Annotated in this window: 20 protein-coding genes; 8 read left to right on the top strand and 12 right to left on the bottom strand. The window is 73.2% G+C overall.

Annotated features, from left to right (window positions below; genetic code table 11):
• Nucleotides 1–110: 110 nt before the first annotated feature.
• From VGI02_RS15100 to VGI02_RS15065, 8 genes are all read right to left on the bottom strand, one after another.
• Complete coding sequence (locus VGI02_RS15100; protein WP_331628218.1) at nucleotides 111–1,211, bottom strand: DUF1275 family protein; 1,101 nt, start codon at nucleotides 1,209–1,211, stop codon at nucleotides 111–113.
• Nucleotides 1,212–1,293: 82 nt separating this feature from the next.
• Nucleotides 1,294–3,303, bottom strand: a complete 2,010-nt coding sequence (locus VGI02_RS15095) for an MFS transporter (RefSeq protein ID WP_414638283.1) — start codon at nucleotides 3,301–3,303, stop codon at nucleotides 1,294–1,296.
• 220 nt (nucleotides 3,304–3,523) lie between these two features.
• The gene (locus VGI02_RS15090) at nucleotides 3,524–4,210 is read right to left on the bottom strand and encodes a hypothetical protein (RefSeq protein ID WP_331628216.1); all 687 of its coding nucleotides are present in this window, start codon (nucleotides 4,208–4,210) and stop codon (nucleotides 3,524–3,526) included.
• A 107-nt stretch (nucleotides 4,211–4,317) separates the two neighbouring features.
• Nucleotides 4,318–4,704 carry a 4-carboxymuconolactone decarboxylase gene (gene pcaC / locus VGI02_RS15085; protein ID WP_331628215.1) on the bottom strand — a complete coding sequence of 129 codons (387 nt, stop codon included), beginning with the start codon at nucleotides 4,702–4,704 and terminating at the stop codon, nucleotides 4,318–4,320.
• Nucleotides 4,701–6,044 carry a lyase family protein gene (locus VGI02_RS15080; protein ID WP_331628214.1) on the bottom strand — a complete coding sequence of 448 codons (1,344 nt, stop codon included), beginning with the start codon at nucleotides 6,042–6,044 and terminating at the stop codon, nucleotides 4,701–4,703. The genes pcaC and VGI02_RS15080 overlap by 4 nt, the downstream gene beginning before the upstream one ends.
• A 48-nt stretch (nucleotides 6,045–6,092) precedes the next feature.
• Nucleotides 6,093–6,632, bottom strand: coding sequence for a type 1 glutamine amidotransferase domain-containing protein (locus VGI02_RS15075; RefSeq protein ID WP_331628213.1), 540 nt, complete (start codon nucleotides 6,630–6,632; stop codon nucleotides 6,093–6,095).
• Nucleotides 6,633–6,718: 86 nt separating this feature from the next.
• The gene (locus tag VGI02_RS15070; RefSeq protein ID WP_331628212.1) at nucleotides 6,719–7,213 is read right to left on the bottom strand and encodes a DUF309 domain-containing protein; all 495 of its coding nucleotides are present in this window, start codon (nucleotides 7,211–7,213) and stop codon (nucleotides 6,719–6,721) included.
• On the bottom strand, nucleotides 7,179–8,270 hold the full coding sequence (locus tag VGI02_RS15065) for a TerC family protein (protein WP_331628211.1): 1,092 nt from the start codon (nucleotides 8,268–8,270) through the stop codon (nucleotides 7,179–7,181). Before VGI02_RS15065 ends, VGI02_RS15070 begins: the two co-directional genes overlap by 35 nt.
• Nucleotides 8,271–8,488: 218 nt before the next feature.
• On the opposite strand from VGI02_RS15065, the gene VGI02_RS15060 reads away from it, so the two are divergent.
• A complete protein-coding gene (locus VGI02_RS15060; protein ID WP_331628210.1) occupies nucleotides 8,489–9,718 on the top strand; it encodes a phosphodiester glycosidase family protein in 1,230 nt (409 codons plus the stop codon).
• Between the two features lie 212 nt (nucleotides 9,719–9,930).
• On the opposite strand, the gene VGI02_RS15055 is transcribed toward VGI02_RS15060, so the two are convergent.
• The 3 genes from VGI02_RS15055 to VGI02_RS15045 form a co-directional block, all read right to left on the bottom strand.
• Nucleotides 9,931–10,398, bottom strand: coding sequence for a DUF4190 domain-containing protein (locus VGI02_RS15055; RefSeq protein WP_331628209.1), 468 nt, complete (start codon nucleotides 10,396–10,398; stop codon nucleotides 9,931–9,933).
• 75 nt (nucleotides 10,399–10,473) lie between these two features.
• A complete protein-coding gene (locus VGI02_RS15050) occupies nucleotides 10,474–12,504 on the bottom strand; it encodes an acyl-CoA dehydrogenase family protein (protein ID WP_331628208.1) in 2,031 nt (676 codons plus the stop codon).
• Nucleotides 12,505–12,711: 207 nt separating this feature from the next.
• Nucleotides 12,712–13,515 (bottom strand): TetR/AcrR family transcriptional regulator, encoded by an 804-nt coding sequence (locus tag VGI02_RS15045; RefSeq protein ID WP_331628207.1) that lies wholly within the window; start codon nucleotides 13,513–13,515, stop codon nucleotides 12,712–12,714.
• 58 nt (nucleotides 13,516–13,573) lie between these two features.
• Between VGI02_RS15045 and VGI02_RS15040 the strand changes: the two genes are divergently transcribed.
• From VGI02_RS15040 to VGI02_RS15015, 6 genes are all read left to right on the top strand, one after another.
• The gene (locus tag VGI02_RS15040; RefSeq protein ID WP_331628206.1) at nucleotides 13,574–14,863 is read left to right on the top strand and encodes an acetyl-CoA C-acetyltransferase; all 1,290 of its coding nucleotides are present in this window, start codon (nucleotides 13,574–13,576) and stop codon (nucleotides 14,861–14,863) included.
• Nucleotides 14,864–14,894: 31 nt separating this feature from the next.
• Nucleotides 14,895–16,280 carry a 3-oxoacyl-ACP reductase gene (locus tag VGI02_RS15035; protein WP_331628205.1) on the top strand — a complete coding sequence of 462 codons (1,386 nt, stop codon included), beginning with the start codon at nucleotides 14,895–14,897 and terminating at the stop codon, nucleotides 16,278–16,280.
• Nucleotides 16,281–17,135, top strand: a complete 855-nt coding sequence (locus VGI02_RS15030; RefSeq protein WP_331628204.1) for a MaoC family dehydratase — start codon at nucleotides 16,281–16,283, stop codon at nucleotides 17,133–17,135.
• Nucleotides 17,136–17,461: 326 nt separating this feature from the next.
• On the top strand, nucleotides 17,462–19,123 hold the full coding sequence (locus VGI02_RS15025; protein WP_331628203.1) for a prolipoprotein diacylglyceryl transferase: 1,662 nt from the start codon (nucleotides 17,462–17,464) through the stop codon (nucleotides 19,121–19,123).
• Nucleotides 19,124–19,184: 61 nt separating this feature from the next.
• Entirely contained in the window at nucleotides 19,185–19,874 is a 690-nt protein-coding gene (locus tag VGI02_RS15020; RefSeq protein WP_331628202.1) for a FadR/GntR family transcriptional regulator, read from the top strand.
• Entirely contained in the window at nucleotides 19,871–21,430 is a 1,560-nt protein-coding gene (locus tag VGI02_RS15015; protein ID WP_331628201.1) for an MFS transporter, read from the top strand. The genes VGI02_RS15020 and VGI02_RS15015 overlap by 4 nt, the downstream gene beginning before the upstream one ends.
• Nucleotides 21,431–21,446: 16 nt before the next feature.
• Here VGI02_RS15015 and VGI02_RS15010 read toward each other — a convergent pair whose 3' ends face one another.
• On the bottom strand, nucleotides 21,447–22,469 hold the full coding sequence (locus VGI02_RS15010; RefSeq protein WP_331628200.1) for an NADP-dependent oxidoreductase: 1,023 nt from the start codon (nucleotides 22,467–22,469) through the stop codon (nucleotides 21,447–21,449).
• A 187-nt stretch (nucleotides 22,470–22,656) separates the two neighbouring features.
• Here VGI02_RS15010 and VGI02_RS15005 point away from each other — a divergent pair, with 187 nt between their 5' ends.
• Nucleotides 22,657–25,197: an ATP-dependent Clp protease ATP-binding subunit gene (locus VGI02_RS15005; RefSeq protein WP_331628199.1), complete on the top strand. Its 2,541-nt coding sequence runs from the start codon at nucleotides 22,657–22,659 to the stop codon at nucleotides 25,195–25,197.
• The last annotated feature ends 82 nt before the right edge of the window (nucleotides 25,198–25,279 follow it).

Genomic DNA, 25,279 nt, shown 5'->3' with positions numbered 1-25,279 from the left:
GCGGGGCGGCCGGGGTGGAAGACCACGACGAAGCGGCGCAGCCACAGGCGAGAGCCTGAGTGGCCGGCCCTCCGTGGCGCCGACCTGCGATCATGAGCCGGGCCGAGCCGTCATGTGGCTCCGAGCACGACCTCGTGGGTCACGGCGACCCCGTCCACCGCCACCATCATCGCCCGGGGACGGTGCGCTCCCCCGCCCATCCGGTGCGGGGTGCAGATCAGCACGAACTGACCGGACTCGGGCGGTCGGACGTCGAAGCGGCCGTCGGTCTCGGTGTGCGTGCGGTGGACCTGACGACCGGCCATGTCGACCAGCGTGACCGCGGCCGGCCGGGGCTCGCCGCCCTGATCGATGACCCGCCCGAGCAGTCGACCCACCCCGGCCGGGGCCGACCCTTCCGCGGGCTCCGCCGGCTCCGCAGGCTCCGCCGGCACCGCGGGCTTCGATGGTTCCGCGTCGGGGACCGCCGCGCCCGGGACCGGGGCGAACTGCGGCTCACCGGCGACCAGACCGCCGTGGTTGGCGCGGGTGACCCGGGCCATCATCACCATCGCCAGCAGCACGAGCAGGATCGGCGCGGCGAACGCGAGGTCCGGGATTTGACGCTGGACCACGGCGTTGCCCGCGGCCGCGACGACGATCACGCCGATGCGCAGCGGCGAGTTCCAGTTCCACGCGAACGGAGTATGCAGTTCGACCAGGCTCGACACCCAGTTCGTCACGGTGCCCGAGAGAAAGCTCGTCGGGGTGCCCGCCGGGCCGATGTAGCGCATCGCCGCCGCCTGGATCCCCATCGCCAGGCCGGCCCCGACGACGAGCACGACGACCTTCGCCTGGGCGATCACGGAGCCGTCGTCGACACCCCACCAGTAGAGGCCGACGGCGACCAGCAGGACGAGCTCGACGGTCAGCGCGACCCCGACGGCGTTGCGCCAGGGCAGGCGGCGCATCGCGACCCCGCACACGAGGGTGCCGACGACGAGCCCGCCGCAGTACCCGGCGATGGCACAGACGTTGTCGAGGACCTGCTCCCACTCACCCTGACCGACGCCGAGACCGAGCAGGACCAGGTTGCCGGTCATGGTCGAGGCGAAGACCTGGTTGAAGGCGAAGTAGGTCACGACGTCGATGGCGCCGGCGGCCGCGGTCAGGACGACCGTCACGGCTCCGAGGAGCCCGGGCCGGCGTTCGGGATGATCGAATCCGGTCACGAGTCCGACGATCCCGGATGATTTTGAACATCGGATCACCTGCACCCGTGATGATCATTACCCGGGGGCAGGGAACTCCCGATCAGGTCCGGCCGGCCACCCGGCGATCCAGCACGAGGTCGAGATCGACCGGCACGCTGCTCACCGACACCTGGGTGGCGCGAGGCGCGACGGACCCGTCCGAGCCCTGCGGGGTGGCGATGACGAGGAAGTCACCGGCCGACGGCGGCTCGATGCGGAAGTGTCCGTCGTCGTCGGAGACCGCGCGTCCGGCCTGACGCCCGGCCCCGTCGACCAGCGTGAGCACTGCGGGGGTCGGGGTGGCATCGGGCCCGATGACCCGACCCTGCAGCAGCCGCCCCGACAGCGGTCCCGGCACGACGTGCCCGTTCCCGTTCCCGTTCACGTTCCCGCCGTGCCCGTTCCCGGTGACCGCCGCGCCGCGCCCGTCCCCGTACCCGTCCTCGCCGACGGCAGGACTCGTCCCGTCCGCCACGACCGTCGCGGGCTCCTGGTAGGCGTACTTGCCACCGCGCAGCAGCGAGGCCAGGGCCGCGACCACGCAGCACAGGGCGGCGAAGACCAGCGCGAACGTGAGGCCGTCGCCGAACGGCCCGGAGATCAACGACGGGAAGAAGGACCGGCCGGTGAGGAACTCCGCCTGCTGCGGCCCCACCTGGGCGAGGACCTGCGGGCCGAGCAGCGTCTGCATCGGGTTGTAGCCGAGCAGCGAGGCGAACAGGGTGCTCACCGGCGGCAGCTCGGAGATGCGCTGCGCCGCGTCGACCGGGACCCCGTGGGCGAGGAGCCCGGTGCGCAGAGCCGAGGGCAGCGAGCTCGAGAGGCCCAGGATCAGCATCGAGAAGAAGATGCCGATCGAGAGCACCGTCGCGGCGTTCTGGAACGTCGAGGTCATGCCGGCCGCGGCGCCGCGCTGACGGGGCGGCACCGAGTTCATGATCGCGGCGCGGTTGGGCGAGGAGAACAGGCCCATCGAGAGGCCGTTGACCGCGAGGATGATCGCGAAGCCCCAGTAGGAGAAGTCGACGGGCAGGAACTTCAGCAGCAGGAAGCTCACGGCCGCGCCGAGCATGCCGACCGTCGCGTACGCCCGTGCGCCGTGGCGGTCGGAGAGCACACCCGAGATCGGCCCGGCGATGAGGAACCCGATCGTCAGCGGAACCATGTAGATGCCGGCCCACAGCGGCGTCGACTCGTAGTCGTAGCCGTGCTGGGGCAGCCAGATGCCCTGCAGCCAGATGATCAGGATGAACTGCAGGCCGCCGCGGCCGAGGGCGGCGAGCAGGCTCGCGATGTTCCCGGCCGTGAACGCGCGGATGCGGAACAGCGACAGGTGGAACATCGGCTCGGCGACCTTCATCTCGACCGCCGCGAAGATGCCGAGCACCACGACGCCGCCGATCAGGAGGCCGAGCACCATCGGGCTCGTCCAGCCCATGACGTGCGTGCCGTAGGGCTGGATGCCGTACGTGATGCCCATGAGCACCGCGATGAGGCCGACGGCGAAGGTGATGTTGCCCCACCAGTCGATCCGCGCCGCGTGCCGCTCGCCGGTTTCCTTGAGCTTGAAGTAGGCCCAGATCGTGCCGAAGACCCCGATCGGCACCGAGACCACGAACACGAGGTGCCAGCTGATCGGGGCGAGGACACCGCCGATGATCAGGCCGATGAACGAGCCCGCGATCGCGGCGATCGAGTTGATCCCGAGGGCCAGGCCACGCTGGTGGGTCGGGAAGGCGTCGGTGAGGATCGCCGTCGAGTTCGCGAGCAGCAGTGCGCCGCCGATGCCCTGCAGCACCCGCATGACGATCAGGTAGATCGCGCCTGCGTCGCCCTGCAGCCACGTGACGGCGAGCAGGATCGAGAAGAACGTGAAGACCGCGAACCCGAGGTTGTACATCTTGGTGCGGCCGTACATGTCGCCGATGCGACCGAAGCTCACGACGAGCACCGCGGTCACCACGAGGTAGCCCATGATCAGCCACAGCAGGTAGCTGATGTTCGACGGCGCCAGCGGGTCGATGTTGATCCCGCGGAAGATGTCGGGCAGCGCGATGAGCAGGATCGACATGTTGATCGTGACGATCAGCACGCCGAGCGTGGTGTTCGACAGCGCCACCCACTTGTAGCGATCGGACCGTCCGGGCTGCTCCGGCGTCGCACCCGTCGGTCGTGCCGTCGCCGTGGTCACGCGGCAGTCCCCCTTGTCGTTAGCGTACGCAAATGAATCGTACGCCGTCGGGGTTCCCGGAGCGCACCCAGCGGGGCGCCCGTGACCGACGAGACCCGGCTCAGGACCCCGGAGGGACGAGGACGGGGAGGACCCGCTGGGCGAGGTCGACCAGCACCGACCGAGTCTGGTCGGCGGACAGTGCGCCGCGGGTGACCGAGAGGCTCACGGTCACCTGCCGGTAGGCGACCACGAGGATCGGGCCGTCCGGGTCGGAGAAGTAGGTCCCGGTCGCGGCCCCGATCGGGGTGTCGACGCCGTTGACCCCCGACTTCTGCTCCACCTGGTTGTTGACCGCCACCTGGGCCTGGGCCGCCTGGGCGTCGGAGTAGCCGCTCGCGAGCATCTTGAGGACCTGCGAGCCCTGGTTCGGTGCCCCCGCGCCGCCGGTGGAGGAGTAGGTGCAGGTCACCCGCTCGAGACGACCGACCGACGGCGCGGGCACGTCACGCAGCGAGCGCACGTCGACCGAGCCCAGCGGCAGGCCGAGCAGGTTCGGCAGGGTGTCCTTGGACAGGATCTGGTTGCAGTCGGTCGGCACGATCGTGGACCGCGGGGCGGGGGCGGACGTCGCGGGCGCGGCGCCGGGCCCCGGGAAGCTCGGGATCGCCGGTGTCGCGAGCTCCTCTCCCGACGAGCAGCCCGCGAGGACCGCCATGGCGGCCAGGGCCCCGGCGACGGCCGTCGTGAGCCCTGTGGGCGCCACCGGCCGTCGGGCCCCCGTCGTCGTCCCGATCCGTCCTCGCACCCTCGTCCCCTCGACCGCACCGTCTCGTGCCCGCCCACGGTAGTGGGCACCCCGGCGGGTTCCCCGCGCGGCGCACGGGTGCGTCGCGGCCGCGATCGGGGCGGACCTCAGTCCTCCGGGACCTCGGCGAGCACCCGCTGGGCCACCGCGAACGCCCGGTTCGCCGCCGGCACCCCGGCGTACACCCCGACCTGCAGCAGGACCTCCCGGATCTCCTCGCGGGTCAGGCCGTTGCGCAGCGCCGCCCGTACGTGCATCGCGAGCTCCCCGTCGTGGTGCAGCGCGGCCAGCACGGAGAGGGTGACGATGCTGCGCTGGCGGCGGTCGAGACCCGGGCGGTTCCAGATCCCGTCCCACGCGTAGCGGGTGATGAACGCCTGGAAGTCCGCGGTGGTGTCGTCGGTGTTCGCGAGGGCGCGGTCGACGTGCTCGTCGCCGAGGACCTCGCGGCGGGTCGCGAGGCCTGCGGGGTCGAGGTCGGGCCTGTCGGTCACGGGTATTCCTCCGGGGTGGCGCGGGCGGCGAGGAAGGCGTCGACGAGATCGACCGCCTCGCCGACGTGGGCCGCCGGGTCGAGTGCGGCGTCGATCTCCGCGCGGGTGACGTCGGTGCCGGCGAGGGCCTCGGCGAGCACGTCGGCGAACGGCCGGTCCTCGTCGAGACTGGCCGACGCCGCGGCGGTGACGAGGCCCTTCGGGTCGTCGACGCGGCCGCGCAGGGTCGTGGTGACGTTCTCGGCCAGGAGCAGACCGCCGGTGACGTCGAGCGAGGCCGCGACCCGGGCCGGGTCTAGCGCCAGGTGACCGAGGGCGTCGGCGAGCCAGGCGGCCCCGGACCCGACGGTGCGCAGCAGCTCCGAGGTGGGCCGCCACTCCGCGTGCCAGGACCCGGCGGCGCGCTCGTACTCGTGTCCCGAGGCCGCCGTGAGCAGGGACGCGACCAGCCCGGGGACCGCGATGGCCGCCGCGCGGGCCGAGATCGCAGCGACCGGGTTCCGCTTGTGGGGCAGCGTCGAGGACCCGCCCCGCCCGGGCACGTCCTCGCGGACCTCGCCGACCTCGGTCTGGGCGAGCAGGACCAGGTCCGTGGCCACCGACCCGATCGCCGCGCCCGCGCGACCGAGCACCCCGGCGAGCTCGGCGACCCGGCCGCGTTCGGTGTGCCACGGCAGCGGCGGCTCGTCGAGATCGAGCCTCCGGGCGAGCGCGGCACGGACGGCGCGGCCGCGTCCCGCGAAGGCCGCGAGCGTGCCGACGGCGCCGCCGAGCTGCACCGCGGGGCGCCGGGACCGCAGCGCGGTCGCGGCCCCGTCGAGCCCGCTCGCCCACCCGGCGGCACGCAGGCCGACGGTCACCGGCGCCGCCTGCTGCAGCAGCGTGCGGCCCGCGGCCGCGCGGTCGCGGTGGTCCCGGGCGAGCCCGGCGGCGGCGTCGGCCGCCGCGGTGAGGTCGTCGGCGACGACGGCGAGGGCGCGCCGGGTCACGAGGGCGCTCGCGGTGTCCAGGACGTCCTGGCTGGTGGCGCCGCGGTGGACCGCGGCGGCCGGTCCGTCCCCGGCGCTCGCCCGGACCGCCTCGTGCAGCGCCGCGACCAGCGGCACCACCGGGTTCCCAGCGCTCGCCGCGTCCACGGCGAGCGCGGCGACGTCGAACCCCTCGGGTCGGCACGCGGTCGCGATCGCCTCCGCGGTGTCGGGGTCGAGCCCACCGGCGTCGGCGGTCGCCCGCGCGAGCGCCGCCTCGACGTCGAGCAGCGCGGCGAGCCACGCGGTGTCGTCGACGCTCTCCCGGGCGCCGCCGCGCGCGAGGATCTCGTCGAACAGGCCGGGAGTCACCGGCGCATCATGCCGCGCGCGCCTGACCGCCCGGCCAGGGCGTTCCGCTCAGGCGAACTCCTTCACCAGGGTCGCGCAGAAGGCGTCCAGGTCGTCGGGGTTGCGGCTGGTGATCAGGCCCTGGTCGACGACGACCTGTTCGTCGACGACGGTGCCGCCCGCGTTGCGGATGTCGGTGCGCACGCTGGGGAACGACGTGAGGCGCTTCCCGCGCACCAGGTCGGCCTCGACGAGGGTCCACGGGGCGTGGCAGATCGCGGCGATCTGCTTGCCCGACCCCGCGATGGCCTGCACGAACGCGATCACGTCGGCGTTCTGGCGCAGCGTGTCCGGGTTGCAGGTCCCGCCGGGCAGGATCACCGCGTCGAAGTCGTCGGCGGAGACGGCATCGATCGATGCGTCCACGGCGAACGTGTCGCCCTTGTTGATGTCGGCGTTCATCGCCTGGATCTCGCCGGTGTCGACGGACACGAGGGTGGTCGTGGCTCCCGCGTCCTCGGCGGCCTGGCGCGGGCGGGTCAGCTCGACCTGCTCGACGCCGCTGGCCGCGAGGATCGCGATGCGCTTGCCGGACAGCTCGTTCGCCATGACGGGGGCCTCCTCGGGAGGGTCGGTGCGGATGGCGGGTCCGGGTGCCCGGGGTCACGCGCCGACGAAACGGGGCCGGCCCGGCGTCAGTCCCGCAGCCGGGGTGGCCCGCCCGCGCCGACCTCCTCGCCCGCTTCCACGGCGTCCGCCCGCTGCTGCGCCCAGGCGGCGAGCCGCGCGGCGTCGACGCCGTGCCCGGTCCCCGTCGCGGCGCCCTCGGTGACGTTGTCCGCGCCGCGGCGCAGCAGCGACGCGGCGCCCCGGCGGTTGCCGCGCTGCTCGTGGGTCAGCCCCACCGCGAGCTGGGCGAGGCCCTGCCAAAACGGGCGCTCGTCGTCGGGACCCGACTTCCATGCCCCCTCGAGGACCTCGTGCGCGTGGAAGGGATAGCCGCCGTCGAGCAGCCGCTGGGCCTCGGCGAGGGACTCCGACGGAGGGAGCACGACGTCCTCGTCGACGCGCTCGACCCCGGACTCCCCCGGCGGGAGGGGCCGGCCGGAGGCGTCGCGTGGACGGGCGTTGCGGGCCCGCCCGGCCGGGTCGCGGTCACGGTCGGCGCGTCGGGCTCCCGGTGCCGTCATGCTCCGAGCCTGTCACGGCCGGCCCGTGCTCCGGGGCGGGTTCGGCCGGGCGGTCCGTCGAGCCGGACCCGGCGGGCTCGGCGGGCGCGTCGTCACGGGCCTTCCCACCACGGGTCGAGACGAGGCTGGTGACGGTCACGACCGCGAGCGTCGCCACGATCACCACGAGCGAGAGCCAGGTCGGCACTTCGGGGATCGAGGTCGAGACGTCCTCGTGGAGGTAGAGCAGGATCAGCTTGACGCCGATGAAGGCGAGGATGAACGCGAGCCCGTAGGACAGGTGCACCAGGCGGTCGAGCAGCCCGACCAGCAGGAAATAGAGGGCACGCAGTCCGAGCAGGGCGAACGCGTTCGCGGTGAACACCAGGTAGGCGTTCTGCGTGATGCCGAAGATCGCCGGGATCGAGTCGAGCGCGAACACCAGGTCGACCGAGAGGATCACCGCGACCGCGATGAACAGCGGGGTGACCCCGAAGCGGCCGCCGATCCGGCGGGTCAGCCGCCCGTCGTGCGCGTCGCCCTCCGCGGTGTCCTCCTCGTGGACGGTGACGAGCCTGCGGGTGAGGCGCACGGCGACGTTGTCGCTCATGTCCTTCGGCCCGGCACCGTGCGAGCGGATCAGCCCGTACGCGGTGTAGATCAGGAACAGCCCGAAGATCACGAAGACGAACGCGAACGCCGAGATCACCGCGGCGCCGATGAGGATGAAGATCGCGCGCATCACCAGAGCCCCGATGACGCCCCAGAGCAGCACCTTCTGCTGGTGGCGCTTGGGCACCGCGAACTGGCCCAGGATGACCGCGAAGATGAACAGGTTGTCGACCGAGAGGCTCTTCTCGACCAGCCACCCGGCGAAGTACTCCGTGGCGGGCTGTGACCCCATGAAGACCCACAGGCCGACGCCGAACGCGATCGCGACGACGATGTAGATCACCGACCACAGCGTCGCCTCGCGGAAGCTGACCTCGTGCGGCGATCGCGCGTGCCAGATGTCGACGGCGACCAGGACGACGATCCCGGCCATCGTCGCCGCCCAGACCCAGAACGGGACCGTCACGCTGTCCTCCTCGGGGCTCCGGCCGCGTCGACGCGGAGCCCGGTCGCGGTGCTCCCCTTGACGACGAATGGGATGCGCTTTGAGTTCCCTTTACCTGGTGAGGTCCGCCACGTCACCCGACGAGGGAGACTCTGCTCGGCGCGCCCGCCGCACGCATCCCGGTGTCGCCCGATCAAGGAACCCTCCGCCCGCGACGACCGTGGGACGAGGGGAGACCGATGCGGGCGGTACGGCCCCTCGCCGGCGCGCTGGCGGCACTGGCGACGGCGTTGCTGGTCGCGCCGAGCGCGCTCGCCGGCCCGCCGCCGCCCGGACCCCCGCCGCCGGGCCGGATCCTCGACCAGGTGCTCGTGCCACGCGCCGCCGACGACGTGCCGGGCACCGAGTACCGCGAGTTCACGACGACACAGGCCGCGGGCCGGGTGCACGGCCACGTCGTGCGGGTCGACCTGCGGAACCGGAAGGTGGCGATGGCGCTGCTCCGCTCGCCCGTCGTCACCGCGACGGCGACGGTGCCCGACCTGGCGGGCCGGGCGGGCGCCATCGGCGCGGTCAACGGCGACTTCTTCGACGAGGGCGGCACGGGGGCGCCCGTCGGGGTCGAGCTCGCCGACGGCGTGCCGATCACCTCCGCCGTCGTCCCCGGCCGCAGGCCCGCCCCACCGGGGCCGCCCGGCTCCGACCCCGACACCGTGCTCGGCATCGACCGCTCCGGTGCGGCGCGGATCGACACCGCGCGCTTCTCCGGGGCCGTCGACGCCTCGGCGGGCGCGGTCGGCCTGACCGGCCTCAACACCTACGTCGTGCCGGTCGGCGGGGTCGCGGCGTTCACCCCGGCGTGGGGCGGGTTCCCGCGCTCGCGCACGGTCTGCGGATCCGACACCGACGCGAAGGCCCCGTGCAGCGCGGACGCCGTCGAGGTGCTGGTGCGCGACGGGCGGGTGGCCGCGACCGGGCCGGTGGGCACCGGGCCGGTCCCGGGTGGTGCGGTGGCGCTCGTCGGGCGCGACGCGGGCGCCGGGCGCCTGCGCGCCCTGCGGGTCGGTGACCGGGCGACGCCGCACTGGGCGCTGGGTGCGGCGGGCTCACCGCCGTTGCGGACCGCGCTGGGGGCGCTGCCCCTCGTCCGTGGCGGGGCGCCGTGGCCCGGACTGCAGGACACCGAGCGCGCACCCCGCACCGCCGTCGGCCTGTCCGCGGACGGCCGCTCCCTGGCGCTGATCGCGGTGGACGGCAGGCAGCAGACGAGCGTGGGCGCGACCCTCGCGCAGCTCGGTCGGCTCGTGGTCGATCTGGGCTACCCGCAGGCGGTCGCCCTCGACGGCGGCGGCTCCACCCAGATGGTCCGCCGCCCGGCCGGCGGCGCCCTCGCCGTCGTCAACAGCCCGTCCGACACGCCACTGCGCCGGGTCCGCGACGGTCTCGCGGTGGTGCCCGCCGGCCGATGATCCGGGCTACGCAGAATTTCTGCGGCGGTCCAGGAACATCACGACGGGTCGTGTAGTTGAATGGGGCGTCCGGACCGGGCGCCATGTGCCCCCGGGTCTCAGTAATAAGAGCCGCCAGGGACGATCGTTCGGCTGAAGCCCTGGTGTGCCACGCGCCGCGAGGCGGCTCATCGCCCGGTTCGGACACCCACCACGACGCCCGACGGGCCCGGCTACTGGCCGCCGGTCACCGACGGCAGCTGCTGGCCGAACTGCCCGGCGCACTGCTCCGCCGCCTGCTGGACCGCCGCCGGGTTCGGGGCGCTGCGAGCCTGGCTGATGCACTGCTGGAACTGCTCGAGGGTGTTGCCGCCGCCGACGTTGATGAAGGCGAAGCCGAACAGGAACAGCGCGATCGACAGCACGGCGTTCACCAGGAAGACGAGCAGGCCGAGGATCAGCCCGGTCAGCGCCATCCCGCCGTTCGTCGCCCGCTGTGCCCGGACGCGCCCGCGGCCGACCACGCCGAAGACCACCGCGATCAGACCCAGCACGAGGCCGACGATCGGGAGCCAGAACGTCAGGACGGCCAGGATGCCGAAGACGAGGGCGGCGACCCCCATGCCGTTCTTCGGCTTCGGTGGCGGCAGCGCCTGCGCACCCGTGTTCCACTGGCCGTAGCCCTCGCCCGGTGCGCTCACGTCGACGTCCTCTCTCGGATGCGTGCGCATCTTCTACCACCCGGGACGCTCGACTTCACCCGTCGTGAGCCCCCGTCATGCGGTATGCGCCCCCGAGCCCGCGTGGGCGATGGCCTCGTCCTGGCGCCGCGCCTCCTCGCCGACGGCGATGGGCGCGCCGATCCACTCCTCCGGGATGCCGAACGAGTCGATCAGCGCGCGGGCGTGCTGGCGCAGGCTCTGGCACAACCGGTTGACCTCGGCGGTCACGGCCTTCGCCCGCGAGGCGGAGATCCGGCCGTGCTCGAGGAACCAGCCCTTGTCCGTCTCGATCACCGAGAGCGCGTAGAGGTCGCAGACCTGGCGCATGAGCGAGCGCGCCGCCGGGTCCTGCTGGCCCTCGCAGGCCCGGTTGAACGCGTCCAGCACGAGCCCGTCGAGGTGGCTGCGTGCGGCGCGCAGCAGGTGGTCCTGGGTGCTGTTGAAGATCTCGAATGCCCGCTCCGCGCTGACGCCCTTGCCCCGCGCCGGGCGCAGTCGGCGCACGAGCGAGTCGAGCGTGTGCTCCTCACGGTCGTCGAGCAGCTTGATCTGCCAGGAGCTGTCGAGGACCTCGTCGTCGTCCCCGCCCGCGGCGCCGCGCAGCCGCTCCGCGAGGGAGTGCAGGGACGTGCGCTCGGCGACCGAGTCGAGCACCTGGTCGGCGACGAAGCGGATGGTGCCGAGCGTGTCGAGGTTGCCGAAGTCGTCGGCGTACCCGGAGATGAGGCCCTTGGCCACCAGCTGCAGCAGGACCGTGTTGTCGCCCTCGAAGGTGGTGAAGACGTCGGTGTCGGTACGCAGCGCGCCGAGCCGGTTCTCGGACAGGTAGCCCTGCCCGCCGCAGGCCTCCCGGCAGACCTGGATGACCTCGGTGGCGTTCCACGTGGAGAGCGCCTTGATCCCGGCCGCGCGGGACTCCAGCTCGCGCTGGCGCTTCTCGTCGACGTCGCCGCCGGCCTCCCGGGTGGTCTGGATGTCGTGGAGCATCTCGACCAGCTCGTTCTGGGCGAAGCGCAGCGCGTAGGTGCGCGCCAGCAGCGGGAGCAGCTTCCGCTGGTGGGCGAGGTAGTCGAGGACGGCGATCTCCCCGTCGCCGCCGGGCGCGGAGAACTGGCGGCGCACCTCGCCGTACCGGATCGCGATGGTCAGCGCGAGCATCGCGGCGCCGACCGCCGAGCCGGAGACGCTGATCCGACCGCGCACGAGCGCGCCGAGCATGGTGAAGAAGCGGCGGTTCTCGCTCTCGATGGAGCTCGAGTAGGTGCCGTCGGCGGCGACGGTGCCGTAGCGGTCGAGAAGGTTCGCCCGCGGCACCCGCACGCCGTGGAACGCCAGGCGTCCGTTGTCGACGCCGTTGAGGCCCTCCTTGTGCCCGTCGTCGGTGATCTCGACGCCCGGCAGCACGGTGCCGTCGTCGTCACGCAGCGGGACGAGGAGCGCGTGCACCCCGTACCGCTGGGGTTCCTGGCCGGCGGGCGCGGTCCACAGCTGCACGAACAGCGCGGCCATGCGCCCGTCACGGGCGGCGTTGCCGATGTAGTCCTTGCGTGCCGACTCGGTCGGGGTGTCGATGACGAACTCGCCGGTGGCCGGGTCGTACGTGGCGGTGGTGTGCACCGACTGCACGTCGGAGCCGTGGCCGGTCTCGGTCATCCCGAAGCAGCCGGGGAGGCTCAGGTCCATCACGGACGGCAGGTAGCGCGCGTGCTGCTCGGCGTTGCCGAGGGCCTGGATCGCGCCGCCGAACAGCCCCCACTGCACCCCGCTCTTGACCTGCAGCGACAGGTCGGCGAAGGCGAGCATCTCGAACGAGACGACGGAGCCGCCGATGTCGCCGTGCCCGCCGACCGACGTCGGGAAGCCGTGCAGGGCGTGCCCGTCCGCGGCCAGCTGACCGAGCATCTCCCAGACGCGGTCGCGGTAGGTCTCCGGGTCGGCGCCGGGCGCGACGCGCAGCGAGGCGAAGTCGTCGCGGGCACGGATCTCCTCGCGGACGGCCGACCAGCGTCCGTCGAGGGCTTGGCGGACGGCGACGACGGCCGCGGGGGTGACCGATCCTGGGTCGAGGGGTGTGCTGGCGGTCACGGTCCGGACCTCCCGGGAGGCGGGGATGGCGACGGTCGGACGACCGCCGTCGAGACGAGGTTACCCGCGAGTAGGAACGACATTCCGCTGGTCAGCCCGTCGACGCGGTGCTCATGGTCACGGCAGCGATTCCCACGGGAGTCACCCTGGACACGCCGGTGGGCGCCGGACGACGCCGTCCGGGTGAGCGCTCGGGTCTTCTGACGACTAGGCCGACGCGACGGCCTCGTTCACGGTGCGGGAGAGCCCGGCCCATGCGAGGTCGGCGATCTCGCCGGCGATCGTCTCGCGGGAGACCTCGGGGCGCACGGTGAGCCAGTGGTCGCCCACCGAGCGCACCATGCCGACCAGCGCGTGCCCCCAGGTGGTGGCCGGGGTCGCGTCGCGGTTCTGGCGATGCAGTTCCGTCGAGATGATCTCGCCGACGAAGTCGCCGATGAACGACGTCAGGTCGCCCACGAAATCGTTCGGGCCCCCGGAGGACGACGAGCGCTCGGAGGCCGGCGGGCGCATCACGTAGCGGTAGATGTCGGGGTCGGCCTCGATGAGCCCGAGGTAGGCGTCCACCCCGGCCAGCAGGGTCTTCTCCGGCGGGCCCGCCTGGCGCATCGCCTCCTGGACCTGGCCGACGATGACGGCGCCGACCCGCTCGCAGACCGCCTGGTACAGGTCGAACTTGTCCGCGAAGTGGCGATAGACCACGGTCTTGGAGGTGCGCGCCTGCGCCGCGACCTGGCTCATGCCGACGTCCGCGCCGTGGGCGCGGATGGCGACGATCGTGGCGAGGGTCAGCTCCTTGCGCCGCTCCCGCCGGTGCTCGTCCCACCGGCTGGAACGTTTGTCACGGCGTGGCGGCGGGGCACTGTCCTGGTCAGCTCCATCCGCTCCGGCACCGTCGCCGAGCGGGGCGCCGGCCGCAGCTGCATCGGACGGGGAGCCCGGACGGCCACGACGATCTCCGTCGCGACGGCCCTGCCCCTCGTCCTCGTGACGTTGCGAACGACGGCTCACGGCACTCACGGTACCTGCTACTTTCGAGTAACCAAGCCCAGCACCCCTGGAGGAACCAGTGGCCAGCCCCCGTCGCGCGGCGGTCGTCGGTGCCAACCGCATCCCGTTCGCCCGCTCCAACGGCGCCTACGCGCGCGCCTCCAACCAGGACATGCTCACCGCGGCACTCGACGGTCTCGTCGCCCGCTTCGGGCTGACCGACGAGCGCATGGGGGAGGTCGTCGCCGGCGCCGTGCTCAAGCACAGCCGGGACTTCAACCTCACGCGTGAGGCCGTCCTCGGTTCGCGCCTGTCCGCCGCCACCCCCACCTACGACGTTCAGCAGGCCTGTGGAACGGGCCTCGAGGCCGCGATCCTCGTTGCCAACAAGATCGCTCTCGGCCAGGTCGAGGTCGGCATCGCGGGCGGTGTCGACACCACGTCCGACGCCCCCATCGCGGTGAACGACGACCTGCGCGAGGTGCTCCTGGCGGCCAATCGCGCGAAGTCCACCGCGGGCATCGTCAAGGCCCTCGCCGGTCTGCGCCCGCACCAGATCGTCCCGGAGATCCCCGCCAACCGGGAGCCGCGCACCGGCATGGCGATGGGCGAGCACGCCGCCATCACCGCGGCGCACTGGGGCATCGAGCGCACCGCCCAGGACGAGCTCGCCGCGCTGTCGCACCAGAACCTCGCCCGGGCCTACGACGACGGGTTCTTCGACGACCTGATGACGCCCTACCTCGGGCTCACCAAGGACAACAACCTGCGCGCCGACTCGACCGTGGAGAAGCTCGGCAAGCTCAAGCCCGCCTTCTTCCCCGCCGGGGGCGACAAGGCCGAGGCGACGATGACGGCGGGCAACTCGACGCCGCTGACCGACGGCGCAGCCACCGTGCTGCTCGCCTCCGACGAGTGGGCGGCCGAGCGCGGCCTGCCGGTGCTCGCCCACCTCGTCGACGCCGAGACCGCCGCCGTGGACTACGTGCACGGCGACGAGGGCCTGCTCATGGCCCCGGCGTACGCGGTGCCGCGGCTGCTCGAGCGCAACGGGCTCACGCTGCAGGACTTCGACTACTACGAGATCCACGAGGCCTTCGCCTCCACCGTGCTCTCGACGCTCGCCGCCTGGGAGAGCCCGCAGTTCTGCAAGGAGCGCCTCGGCCTCGACGCCCCGCTCGGCTCGATCGACCGCGCCAAGCTCAACGTGCACGGCTCGTCGCTCGCGGCCGGGCACCCGTTCGCGGCCACCGGGGCCCGGATCGTGCCGACGCTGGCGAAGACGATCCACGCCCAGGGTGGCGGCCGCGGGCTGATCTCCATCTGCGCGGCGGGCGGCCAGGGCGTCGTCGCCATCCTCGAGGCGTGAAGCGGCCCGGATCCGGAAAGGACAGCTAGAGATGTCGCACGACTGGTACTCCGACTTCGTCAACTCCGGCGTCGGCAAGGCGATCGCCGGCAACGTGGGGCTCCCCCCGGTGCCGAAGCTGCGGCGCTGGGAGCCCGGTCAGCCGCTGCTCTCCGGGGCGGCGCTGCTCGGCTCGGCGACGGCGAACGGACGCGTCGCGAAGGGGGTGCGCGCCGTCCTGACCGAGGCGGGCGTCGAGGTCCACGAGGACCCGAACGCCCCCATCGGCGGCGGCTCGTCGACCTCCAAGGTCGCCGCCGCGATCGTCGACGCGACCGGCCTGTCCTCGCCGGCCGACCTCGCCGCGATCCAGCAGTTCCTCTCGCCGTGCATGCGTCGCGTCGGGTCGTCCGGCCGCATCCTCGTGATCGGTGACGTCCCCGCCGAGGCCGACCGACCCGCCGTCCGCGCCGCGCGGCGCTCCCTCGAGGGCCTGGTGCGCTCCGCGGCCAAGGAGGCCCGCTACGGCGCGACGGTCAACCTCGTGCACGTCGCCGAAGAAGCTGTCGGCGCCGACCTCGAGTCGACGCTGCGCTTCTTCCTCTCCTCCCGCTCGGCGTTCGTCGACGGGCAGCGGGTGGACGTCGGCACCGTCCCGGGCTACGCGGGCTCGTCGTCGGGCACCAACTGGGACCGGCCGCTGGCGAACAAGGTCGCCGTCGTGACCGGTGCCGCCCGCGGCATCGGCCGCACCGTGGCGACGACCCTCGCCCGGGACGGCGCGAAAGTGGTCTGCGTGGACATCCCCTCCGCCGGGGACGCGCTGGCCCGCACCGCCAACGACGTCGGCGGGACCGCGCTGCAGCTCGACATCACCTCCGACGGCGCCGGCGAGGCGATCGTGTCGCACGCCAAGCGCCACGGCGGGATCGACATCGTCGTGCACAACGCCGGGATCACCCGCGACAAGCTGCTCGCCAACCAGGACACCGACCGCTGGAACTCGGTGATCGACGTCAACCTGAACGCGCAGCTCGCGATCGACGAGGTCCTCATGTCCTCGTCCGACGACCTCGGGTTCCACCCGGGCGGTCGCATCGTCACCGTCTCGTCGATGGCGGGCATCGCGGGCAACCGCGGCCAGACGTCGTACAGCTCGTCGAAGGCGGGCGTCATCGGTCTCGTCGAGGCCACCGCACCGCTGCTGGCCCGGAAGAAGGCGACGATCAACGCGGTCGCGCCCGGGTTCATCGAGACCGACATGACCGCCGCGATGCCGGTGGGGACCCGCGAGGCCGGTCGGCGGCTGTCGTCGCTCACCCAGGGCGGACTGCCGGTCGACGTCGCGGAGACCATCGCCTACTTCGCGCAGGGCGCCTCCTACGCGGTCAACGGGCAGGTCCTGCGCGTCTGCGGCCAGAACCTGCTGGGGGCCTAGGTGGCTACCGAGACGCTGGACGCACCGCCCTCGCTGGGCGCGCTGTACGGCCGGGCACTGCTCACCGCGCGCTCGGGCGGCCACGCGCTGCCCGACCGCACACTCGAGCTCGCCGGCGCCACGATCGACGCCGACGCGGTGGCCGACTACGCGCACGTGTGCGGGTTCCGGGTCGGCGGCGACGTCCCGCCGACCTACCCGCACATGCTGGCGTTCCCGCTGCAGATGCGGCTGATGACCGACCGCGAGTTCCCCCTGCCCGCGCCGGGCATGGTGCACCTGCGCAACGTCATCACCCAGCGGCGCTCGCTCGAGGTGGGCGAGCCGCTGCGGCTGGCGGTCCACGCCGAGCGGCTGGTCGCCCACCCCAAGGGCGCCCAGGTCGACCTCGTGTCCACGATCGACACGGGCGACGGCTCCGGGACGTGGCGCTCGCGCTCGACGTACTTCGTGCGCGGCGCCTCGGCCGATGATGCCGTCGACGCCGCGCCACCGGAACCGGCACCCGCCGTCGGGGACCGGCCGCACGCGGTGTGGACGGTGCCGGGCGACATCGGGCGGCGCTACGCCTCGGTGTCGGGCGACGTGAACCCGATCCACATCAACTCGCTGGCCGCGAAGGCCTTCGGGATGCCGGGCACGATCGCGCACGGCATGTGGTCGAAGGCTCGCGTCCTCGCGGCGCTGTCCGGGCGCTACGACCCGGCGTCGACCGTGGACGCCGTGTTCCGCTCGCCGCTGCGCACGCCGTCGACGGCGTACCTGTACACCGCCGCGACGAAGGACGGCTGGGACGCGGCACTGCGCTCGAAGAAGGGCAAGGACCACCTGCTGCTGACGGTCCGTCCGGCGTAGCGCGCGGTTCTCCGTCCCGAGCGAGGGGCCCCTCCGGTCGATCTGTTCGACCGGAGGGGCCCTTCGCTCGTCTGCCGGCGGGTGGCCCGGAACGTGATCACGACGTCCGCGCCGACGGGCCCCGGGGCCGCCAAGCATGATCGCGATCGCTGTGACGGACCGTTCGGTCCTCGGGGGGTTTCCTCACACGGTTCGCGATCTTGGTCAGGGAACCCGGGAGCTTCGGTCACAACCCGGGACGAACCGGGCCGAAGGCGTCGGTGAGGACACCCACATGGCGGGGTGCTTCACGGTCACGCCGCAGGTCAGGTGGACGATGAGCTGTCGTGGCCCCCTATCCCTCGTCCGCCCTGGCGTCCTCGGACACCGGACCGACCGAGCGGGTCGACGTCCCCGACGACGACCCCTCGGCCGCGGACCAGGACGCGCTGGACGGGCCCACCGTCGCCACTCCCGCGGTCGACACCCGCGAGGACGAGACCCCGTCGGCCGAGGCCGAGGACGGGCCCACGGACGCCGGGCCCACGGACACCGAAAGTCTCGACATCGAGAGCCTCGACGCCGAGGCCGAGGCCGAGGACACCGGGAACCCAGACACCGAGCCCGCGGACGCCGACCCCGGTGAGGCCGAAAGCGTCGACACCGGGTCCGACACGGTCCCCGTCGAGCCCGCCGACGACGGCCCGCCGGCCGCAGGCACCGTCCCCGTCGCGACCGTCGCGGGTGCCACCGTCCACGACGGGACCGACGAGGACACGACGGCGATCCCGGTCCAGGACGGGCCCCGCCGATTCCGACGGCTCCGCTCGCCGTGGCTGCTGCGCACGGCGGCCGCGCTCGCCGTCGTCCTCCTCGTGCTCGCCGCGGCCGCGACCCCGTCGCTGGTGCACGCCCTCACCCGGCCCGGGTCGGACACCGTGGCGGCCCGGCTGGCGGAGTGGGGCCGCGACCACGGGCTCGGGCCGCTCGTGACCTGGGCCGAGGCGCGCCAGTACGACCTGGACCAGCCCGCGACGGGCGGCGCTCCCTCGGGCGGGATCCCGTTCGCGAACGGCGCGGTGGCCGATCACCCCGGCGGCAACCCCGCGCCCGGGCCGCTACCGGCCCCGGCCGGCGTCCCGCCGCTGCCGGGCGAGGGCCAGTGGCAGCCCGTCGTCTCGACCCCGCGCGGTGACGCGGTGCGGCTGACGACGGTCCGCCCGGACCCGGCGCACACGTCGTTCCTGGTCGGCGTGCTGTGGATGGACCCGACCCTGGTGCGGGGCGTCCTGCACCCGGGCACCGAGGACCCGGGCGGCGACTGGTCGGTGCCCACCTCCGTCGACACCACCGAGCAGCGCACCGTCGTCAGCGCCTTCTCCGCGGGCTTCCGGCTGCAGGGCGACAGCCACGGGGGCTGGTACCTCGACGGCCGCGAGGCCCGGCCGCTCGTGCCGGGGGCGGCGAGCCTGGTGATCGACAGGAACGGGGCGGCCGATGTGGGCGCGTGGGGCAGCGAGGTGCGCATGTCCCCCGACGTCGCCGCGGTCCGGCAGAACCTGATCCCCCTGGTCGACCACGGCGTGGTGAACCCGACCTGCGCGACCGGTGGCACCGCCGAGTGGGGCTCCACCGTCGGCCAGGCGGCCTACATCAACCGGTCCGGGTTCGGCGTCACCGCGAGCGGCGCGGAGGTCTACGTCGCCGGTCCGGCGCTGTCGGTGTGCACCCTCGGCGAGATCCTCCGCTCGGCGGGCGCGGTGCGCGGGATGGAGCTCGACATCAACCCGGCGTGGGTGTCGGGCGCGTACTTCCACCCGACGGGCCAGGCGCGACCCGACGCGTTCCAGCTCTTCCCGGGTGAGCAGGTCGGCGCGCAGCACTACCTGCAGACCTCGAGCCGCGACTTCGTGTCGTTCGACCTGCGCTCGGTCGCCGACACCGCGGGCGCTCCGCCCTCGTCCCAGCACCACGGCGCGAAGCACGCGGCGCCGAAGCACCACTCCTGATCCCCGGTGACCGGGCCCACCGGAACGAGCGCCGACAGACATGGGATGTCAGGATGTCTGCGTGCCCTTGGAGACCCCTCGGCGCGCGAGCGTCATCGGCGACGTGATCACCCAGATGGAGACGATGGTCGTCTCCGGCGAGTGGCCGGTGGGCACGCGGATTCCGCCGGAACCCGAACTGGTCGCCGCGCTCGGCGTCGGCCGCAACTCGGTGCGCGAGGCCGTCCGCGCCCTCGCGCACTCCGGGATGCTCGAGGTCCGCCAGGGCGACGGGACCTGGGTGCGAGCCGCCAGCGGCCTCGGCGCGGCCCTCGACCGCTACGTCCGCCGCGCCGACGCCCGCCACGTCCTCGAGGTCCGCCGGGGCCTGGAGCGTGAGGCCGCGCGCCTCGCCGCCCGGAACCGCACCGCCGACGACCTCGCCGGGCTCACCGCCGCACTCGGGCGCCAGCACGAGCTGGCCGCCGCCGACGACCGCGACGGCTTCGTCCGCGGTGACCTCGCCTTCCACCGGCTGGTCACCGCCGCCGCCCACAATCCGGTGCTGACCGAACTCCTGGAGCACCTCGGCGACGCCCTGGGCGCGACCATCGCGCTCACCGTCGACGAGCAGCACGCGGTGGGCTCGCCGCTCTTCCACGTGCACACCGATCTCGTCGAGGCCATCCGCGCCGGCGACGCCGAGACCGCCGGGCGCGCGTCCGACGCCCTGCTCGACGAGCTGCTCGCCCTCCTCGGGGACCCGACGTGAGCCGCACCCGTACCGCGGTGCTCGTCGCCGCGGTCCTGTTGATCGCCCTGAACCTGCGCCCGGCCGTCGTCGCCGTGTCCCCGCTGCTCGCCCAGATCCGCGACGACCTCGCGCTCGGCGGCGCCGTCGGCGGTCTGCTGACGACGCTGCCGGTCCTCTGCTTCGGCCTGCTCGCGCCCTTCGCCGGACGGCTGGCCCGCCGGATCGGCCTCGAGACCGCACTGCTGGCGGCGCTGCTCGTCCTCACCGCAGGCATCCTCGTGCGCCTGGTCCCGTCGCTGGCCGCGCTGCTCGCGGGCAGCCTGCTCGCCGGGATCGCGATCGCGATCGGCAACACGTTGATGCCCGTCGTCGTCAAACGCGACTTCCCCCACCGCACCGGTGTGATGACCGGCGCGTACTCGACGATGATCTCCGGTGGCGGGGCCCTGGCCGCCGCGGTGATGGTGCCGGTCGAGCACGCGACGGGGCTGGGGTGGCGTCCGTCGCTGGCGCTGTGGGCGGTGCTCGTGGCGCTCGCGGTCGTGCTCTGGGTCCCGTGGGTCGTCCGCGCCCGGCGTCGTGCCGCGGCCGCACCGCCCGCCGCCCCGGTGGCCCCCGTCCGCGGACTGTGGCGCAACCCGCTCGCGTGGCAGGTCACGCTCGTCATGGGCCTGCAGTCGCTGCAGTTCTACGCGCTCACCGCCTGGGCGCCCACGATCTTCGTCGACGAGGGCCGCTCGGCCACCGAGGCCGGGCTGCTGCTCTCGCTCGCGGGGCTGTGCTCGTTGGTGACCTCGGCGATCACCCCGGTGCTCGCCGCCCGCAGCCGCACCCAGTACCACCTGGTCGCGCTGCTGATCACGCTCTGGGTGGTCGGCCTCCTCGGCCTGCTCCTCGCGCCCGGGTCGCTCGCGCCGCTGTGGATGGCGCTGATCGGGCTGGGCCAGGGGGTCGGGATCAGCCTCGGCCTCACGCTCATCACGCTGCGCTCCCCCGACGCCGCGCACACCTCCGAGCTCTCGGGGATGGCCCAGGGCGTCGGGTACGTGCTCGCCGCGGCCGGCCCGCTGGCCCTCGGGGCGATCCACGACGCGACCGGGAGCTGGACCGCGCCGATCATCACGCTGCTGGTCCTGCTCGTGCCACTCGCCGCCGCGGGGGCCGGCGCCGCGCGGAACCGCCACGTGCACGGGACGGCGCCCGCCGATGGCAGCGATGGCCTATTGCTCTCACCTGACGAGCGGGGACAGGGGAGCACGCCGATAGGGCCACTCACGCATCCCGCTGAGCGCCCGGCCGAGCCGGACCCGACCGCCGTCCGGCGCACCCTCCGGGGGACGGTCCGCACCGCGGGCGGCACGGCGCTGTCGGGGGCGACCGTGACCCTCGTCGACGACGACGGTCGCCAGCTCGGCGCGACGCATACCGACGGGACCGGCGCCTACGAGCTCGCCGTGCCGCCGATCCCGTGCCTGCTGGTGTGCGCCGCGCCCGAGCACTCCCCGGTCGCGCGCCGGGCCGCCCCCGGGCGCGTCGACGTCGTGCTCGAGCCGCGCGCGGCGCCCGTTCCGTAGGTGGGTCGGCGAGACGTCAGCCACCGACCTGCACGAGCATCTTCCCGGTGTTCTCGCCGCGGAGCAGGCCCTGGAACGCCTCGACCGCGTGGTCCACGCCGTCGACCACGGTCTCCGCGAACCGGACCCGGCCGTCGGCTACCCAAGGGGTGACCTCCTCGAGGAACGGCGCGAACCGGTCCAGCGAGTCGGTGACGATGAAGCCCTGGATCGCGAGGCGCTTCTTCACGATCTGGAAGAGGTTGCTCGGGCCGGGCGTGGGGGCGTCGGCCGTGTCGTTGTAGTGCGCGATCGCCCCGCAGGCGGCCACGCGGGCATGGTCGTTCGCGACGGCGATCGCGGCCTCGAGGTGGTCCGCGCCGACGTTGTCGAAGTAGACGTCGAGGCCGTCGGGCATGGCCTTCTGGAGCTGGTCGCGGACCGGCCCGTCCTTGTAGTTGAACGCGGCGTCGTAGCCGAGCTCGCCGGTCAGCCACGCGACCTTCTCCGCGCTCCCGGCGCTGCCGACCACGCGCGAGGCGCCCTTCGCCTTCGCGATCTGCCCGACGAGGCTGCCCACGGCCCCGGCGGCACCGGAGACGAAGACGGCGTCCCCGGGCCGGAAGGATGCCTTGTCCAGCAGTCCGACCCACGCGGTGAGCCCGGGCGCCCCGAGCACGCCGAGGTAGGCCCTCGGGTCGACGCCCGCGACGTCGGGCACCCGCTGCAGGTGCTCGGCCTTCGAGATGCCCCGGTCCCGCCAGGCGAGGTTGGCCAGGACCAGGTCCCCGACGGCGACCTCGGAGACGTCAGGTCCCACCGCCGCCACCTCGCCGACCGAGCGGCCGTCCATCGCCTCGTTCAGCCGGAACGGCGGGACGTAGCTCGGCACGTCGTTCATCCGGCCGCGCATGTAGGGGTCGACGGAGAACGCGCGGTTCACGACGACGGCCTCGCCGGGCCCGGGCTCGGGGAGCTCGCGCTCGACGAGGGTGAAGTCGGCGGCGTCGGGGAAGCCGTGGGGCCGGCGGGCGAGGTGAATCTCGTGGGCAGTGCTCATGCCCCTCGCCTACCCGGGATGAGAGCCGATTATCGGACGTCCAGTGTCTGGAACGAGACTTCCCTGCCACGGCCAGACATGAGTCACATCGACTCAGGAATGAATCCGCGGCCCGGTTTGCTGAGGACCAAGACAGCCGCCGCAGGCACCAGGCCGCAGGCGGCAGGACCCCTCCAGAGAGGTACGCATGACCAGCGCATTCGGTCCCGGCGGACCCGGGTCCGGCCCGTTCGACGACTTCCTGGCCCGCTTCCTCGGTGGAGCGTCGGCCCGGGGTGATCAGCGGATCGACATCACCGCGCTCATGACCGAGCAGGCCCGTGGCCTGGTCGGTGCGGCGGCCCAGCAGGCAGCCGAGCGCGGCAACAACGACCTGGACGCCTGGCACCTGCTCCTGGCCGGCCTGGCCGTGCCCCCGCTGCGCGCCCTGATCGCGGGGACCGGCGCGGACGTCGAGGACCTGGCCCGGTACGCCGACGCCCAGCTGCCGCGGAGCGAGGCCAGCGACGACGCCCCGACGTTGACCCCCACCGCGAAGCGCACGCTGCTCGACGCCCACCAGATCTCGCGCGCCCTCGGGGCGAGCTACATCGGGCCGGAGCACATCGTGCTGGCGCTCGCCGCCAACCCCGACTCCCCGACCGGCAAGGCCCTGCAGTCCCGCGGGGTCGACCCGCAGTCGCTGCAGCGCTCGGCGTCGAGCGGCGGCCGCCCGGGTGGCGCCGGACAGGGCGCCCAGCAGGGTGAGAGCGACACGCCCACCATCGACCAGTTCGGCGTCGACCTGACCGCGAAGGCGCGGGCGGGCGAGCTGGACCCGGTCATCGGTCGTGAGGACGAGGTCGACCAGACCCTCGAGGTCCTCTCCCGGCGCACCAAGAACAACCCGGTGCTGATCGGTGAGGCAGGCGTCGGCAAGACCGCCGTCGTCGAGGGCATCGCCCAGCGCATCGTCGCGGGCGACGTCCCCGAGCAGCTCACCGGCAAGCGGATCGTCCAGCTCGACCTCACCGGCATGGTGGCGGGCACCCGCTACCGCGGTGACTTCGAGGAGCGCATGACGAAGCTCGTCGACGAGATCCGGCAGCACTCCGACGAGCTCATCGTCTTCATCGACGAGCTGCACACCATGGTCGGTGCCGGCGGCAACGGCGAGGGTGGCGGCATGGACGCCGGCAACATCCTGAAGCCGGCCCTGGCCCGCGGCGAGCTGCACATCGTCGGTGCGACGACGCTCGACGAGTACCGGCAGTCCATCGAGAAGGACGCCGCGCTCGAGCGCCGTTTCCAGCCGGTGATGGTCCCCGAGCCGAGCGTCGCCGACACCATCGCGATCCTGCACGGGCTGCGGGACCGCTACGAGGCGCACCACCAGGTGCGGTTCACCGACGAGGCCCTGACCGCGGCCGCGGAGCTCTCCGAGCGCTACGTGACCGACCGGTTCCTGCCCGACAAGGCCATCGACCTCGTCGACCAGGCGGGTGCCCGCAAGCGGCTGCGCTCGAAGGCGCCGCACACCGACACCCGTGAGCTGGAACGGAAGGTCGAGTCGCTGCACCGCGACAAGGACCAGGCCGTCGCCGACGAGGACTACGAGCGGGCCGGCGCGCTGCGCGACGAGGTCGCTCAGGCGACCACGGCCCTGGAGGAGGCGCGCCACGAGCGGACCTCCGGTCAGGGTGGAGTGCTCGAGGTGTCCGTCGAGGACATCGCCGAGGTGGTCTCGCGCTCGACCGGCATCCCGGTCAGCCAGCTCACCGAGACCGAGCGGTCCAAGCTGCTCGGCCTCGAGGCCCAGCTCCACGAGCGGGTCGTCGGTCAGGACGACGCCGTGCGCGCGGTCGCCGAGGCTGTCCGTCGCTCGCGGGCCGGACTGGGCGACCCGGAGCGGCCGATCGGCAGCTTCCTGTTCCTCGGCCCGACCGGTGTCGGGAAGACCGAGCTCGCCAAGGCGCTGGCCGCGACGATGTTCGGCGACGAGGACCGCATGGTGCGCGTCGACATGAGCGAGTTCTCCGAGCGGCACACCGTGTCGCGCCTGGTGGGCTCGCCTCCCGGATACGTCGGCTACGGCGAGGCCGGGCAGCTGACCGAGGAGATCCGGCGCCGTCCGTACTCGGTCGTCCTGCTCGACGAGATGGAGAAGGCCCACCCGGACGTCTTCAACACGCTGCTGCAGGTGCTCGACGACGGCCGGCTGACCGATTCCCAGGGCCGCACGGTCGACTTCCGGAACACGGTGCTGATCATGACCAGCAACGTGGGCTCGGAGCTGATCACGACGAACACCCAGGCGCTCGGTTTCGCCGGTGCCACCAGCGACCCGGACCGGTCGCTGCAGGAGCGGCTCATGCCGCGGCTGCGCGAGTCGTTCCGGCCGGAGTTCCTCAACCGGATCGACGAGGTGATCGTCTTCAAGCGGCTCGACTCGACGCAGCTCCGGACCATCACCGACCTGCTGCTCACCGAGACGCGGGACCGGCTGGCGTCGCTGGAGATCGGCATCGAGTTCGCCGAGCCCGCCGTCGACTGGCTCTCCGAGCACGGCTACCAGCCCGAGTTCGGGGCGCGGCCGTTGCGCCGGACGATCCAGCGCGAGGTCGGCAACCGGCTGTCGTCGATGCTGCTCGGCGACGAGCTCACCGCGGGTCGGTCGGTCCGGGTGGACGTCGCACCCGGCGGCGAGGAGCTGACCTTCTCGGTGGGTGAGCCCGCACTCGCGGGCTGACCCGCAGCACGTCCGCAAGCGCAGGGCCCCTCCGGTCGATCTCCTCGACCGGAGGGGCCCTTCGTGCGGGTACGACCGTGAT

The sequence above is a fragment of the Actinomycetospora sp. genome (assembly GCF_036497245.1).
In the GTDB taxonomy this organism is placed as follows: domain Bacteria; phylum Actinomycetota; class Actinomycetes; order Mycobacteriales; family Pseudonocardiaceae; genus Actinomycetospora.
Note: the sequence above shows the minus strand (reverse complement) of the source record. Positions and strands in the feature narration are given on the sequence as shown.

Bases quoted from the DNA above. Each gene is read 5' to 3' on its own strand.
- VGI02_RS15095 (WP_414638283.1), bottom strand. From the start codon at position 3,303: ATGTCGATCCTGCTCATCGCGCTGCCCGACATCTTCCGCGGGATCAAC.
- VGI02_RS15075 (WP_331628213.1), bottom strand. From the start codon at position 6,632: ATGGCGAACGAGCTGTCCGGCAAGCGCATCGCGATCCTCGCGGCCAGC.
- VGI02_RS15070 (WP_331628212.1), bottom strand. From the start codon at position 7,213: ATGACGGCACCGGGAGCCCGACGCGCCGACCGTGACCGCGACCCGGCC.
- VGI02_RS15060 (WP_331628210.1), top strand. From the start codon at position 8,489: ATGCGGGCGGTACGGCCCCTCGCCGGCGCGCTGGCGGCACTGGCGACG.
- VGI02_RS15035 (WP_331628205.1), top strand. From the start codon at position 14,895: ATGTCGCACGACTGGTACTCCGACTTCGTCAACTCCGGCGTCGGCAAG.
- VGI02_RS15010 (WP_331628200.1), bottom strand. From the start codon at position 22,469: ATGAGCACTGCCCACGAGATTCACCTCGCCCGCCGGCCCCACGGCTTC.
- VGI02_RS15005 (WP_331628199.1), top strand. From the start codon at position 22,657: ATGACCAGCGCATTCGGTCCCGGCGGACCCGGGTCCGGCCCGTTCGAC.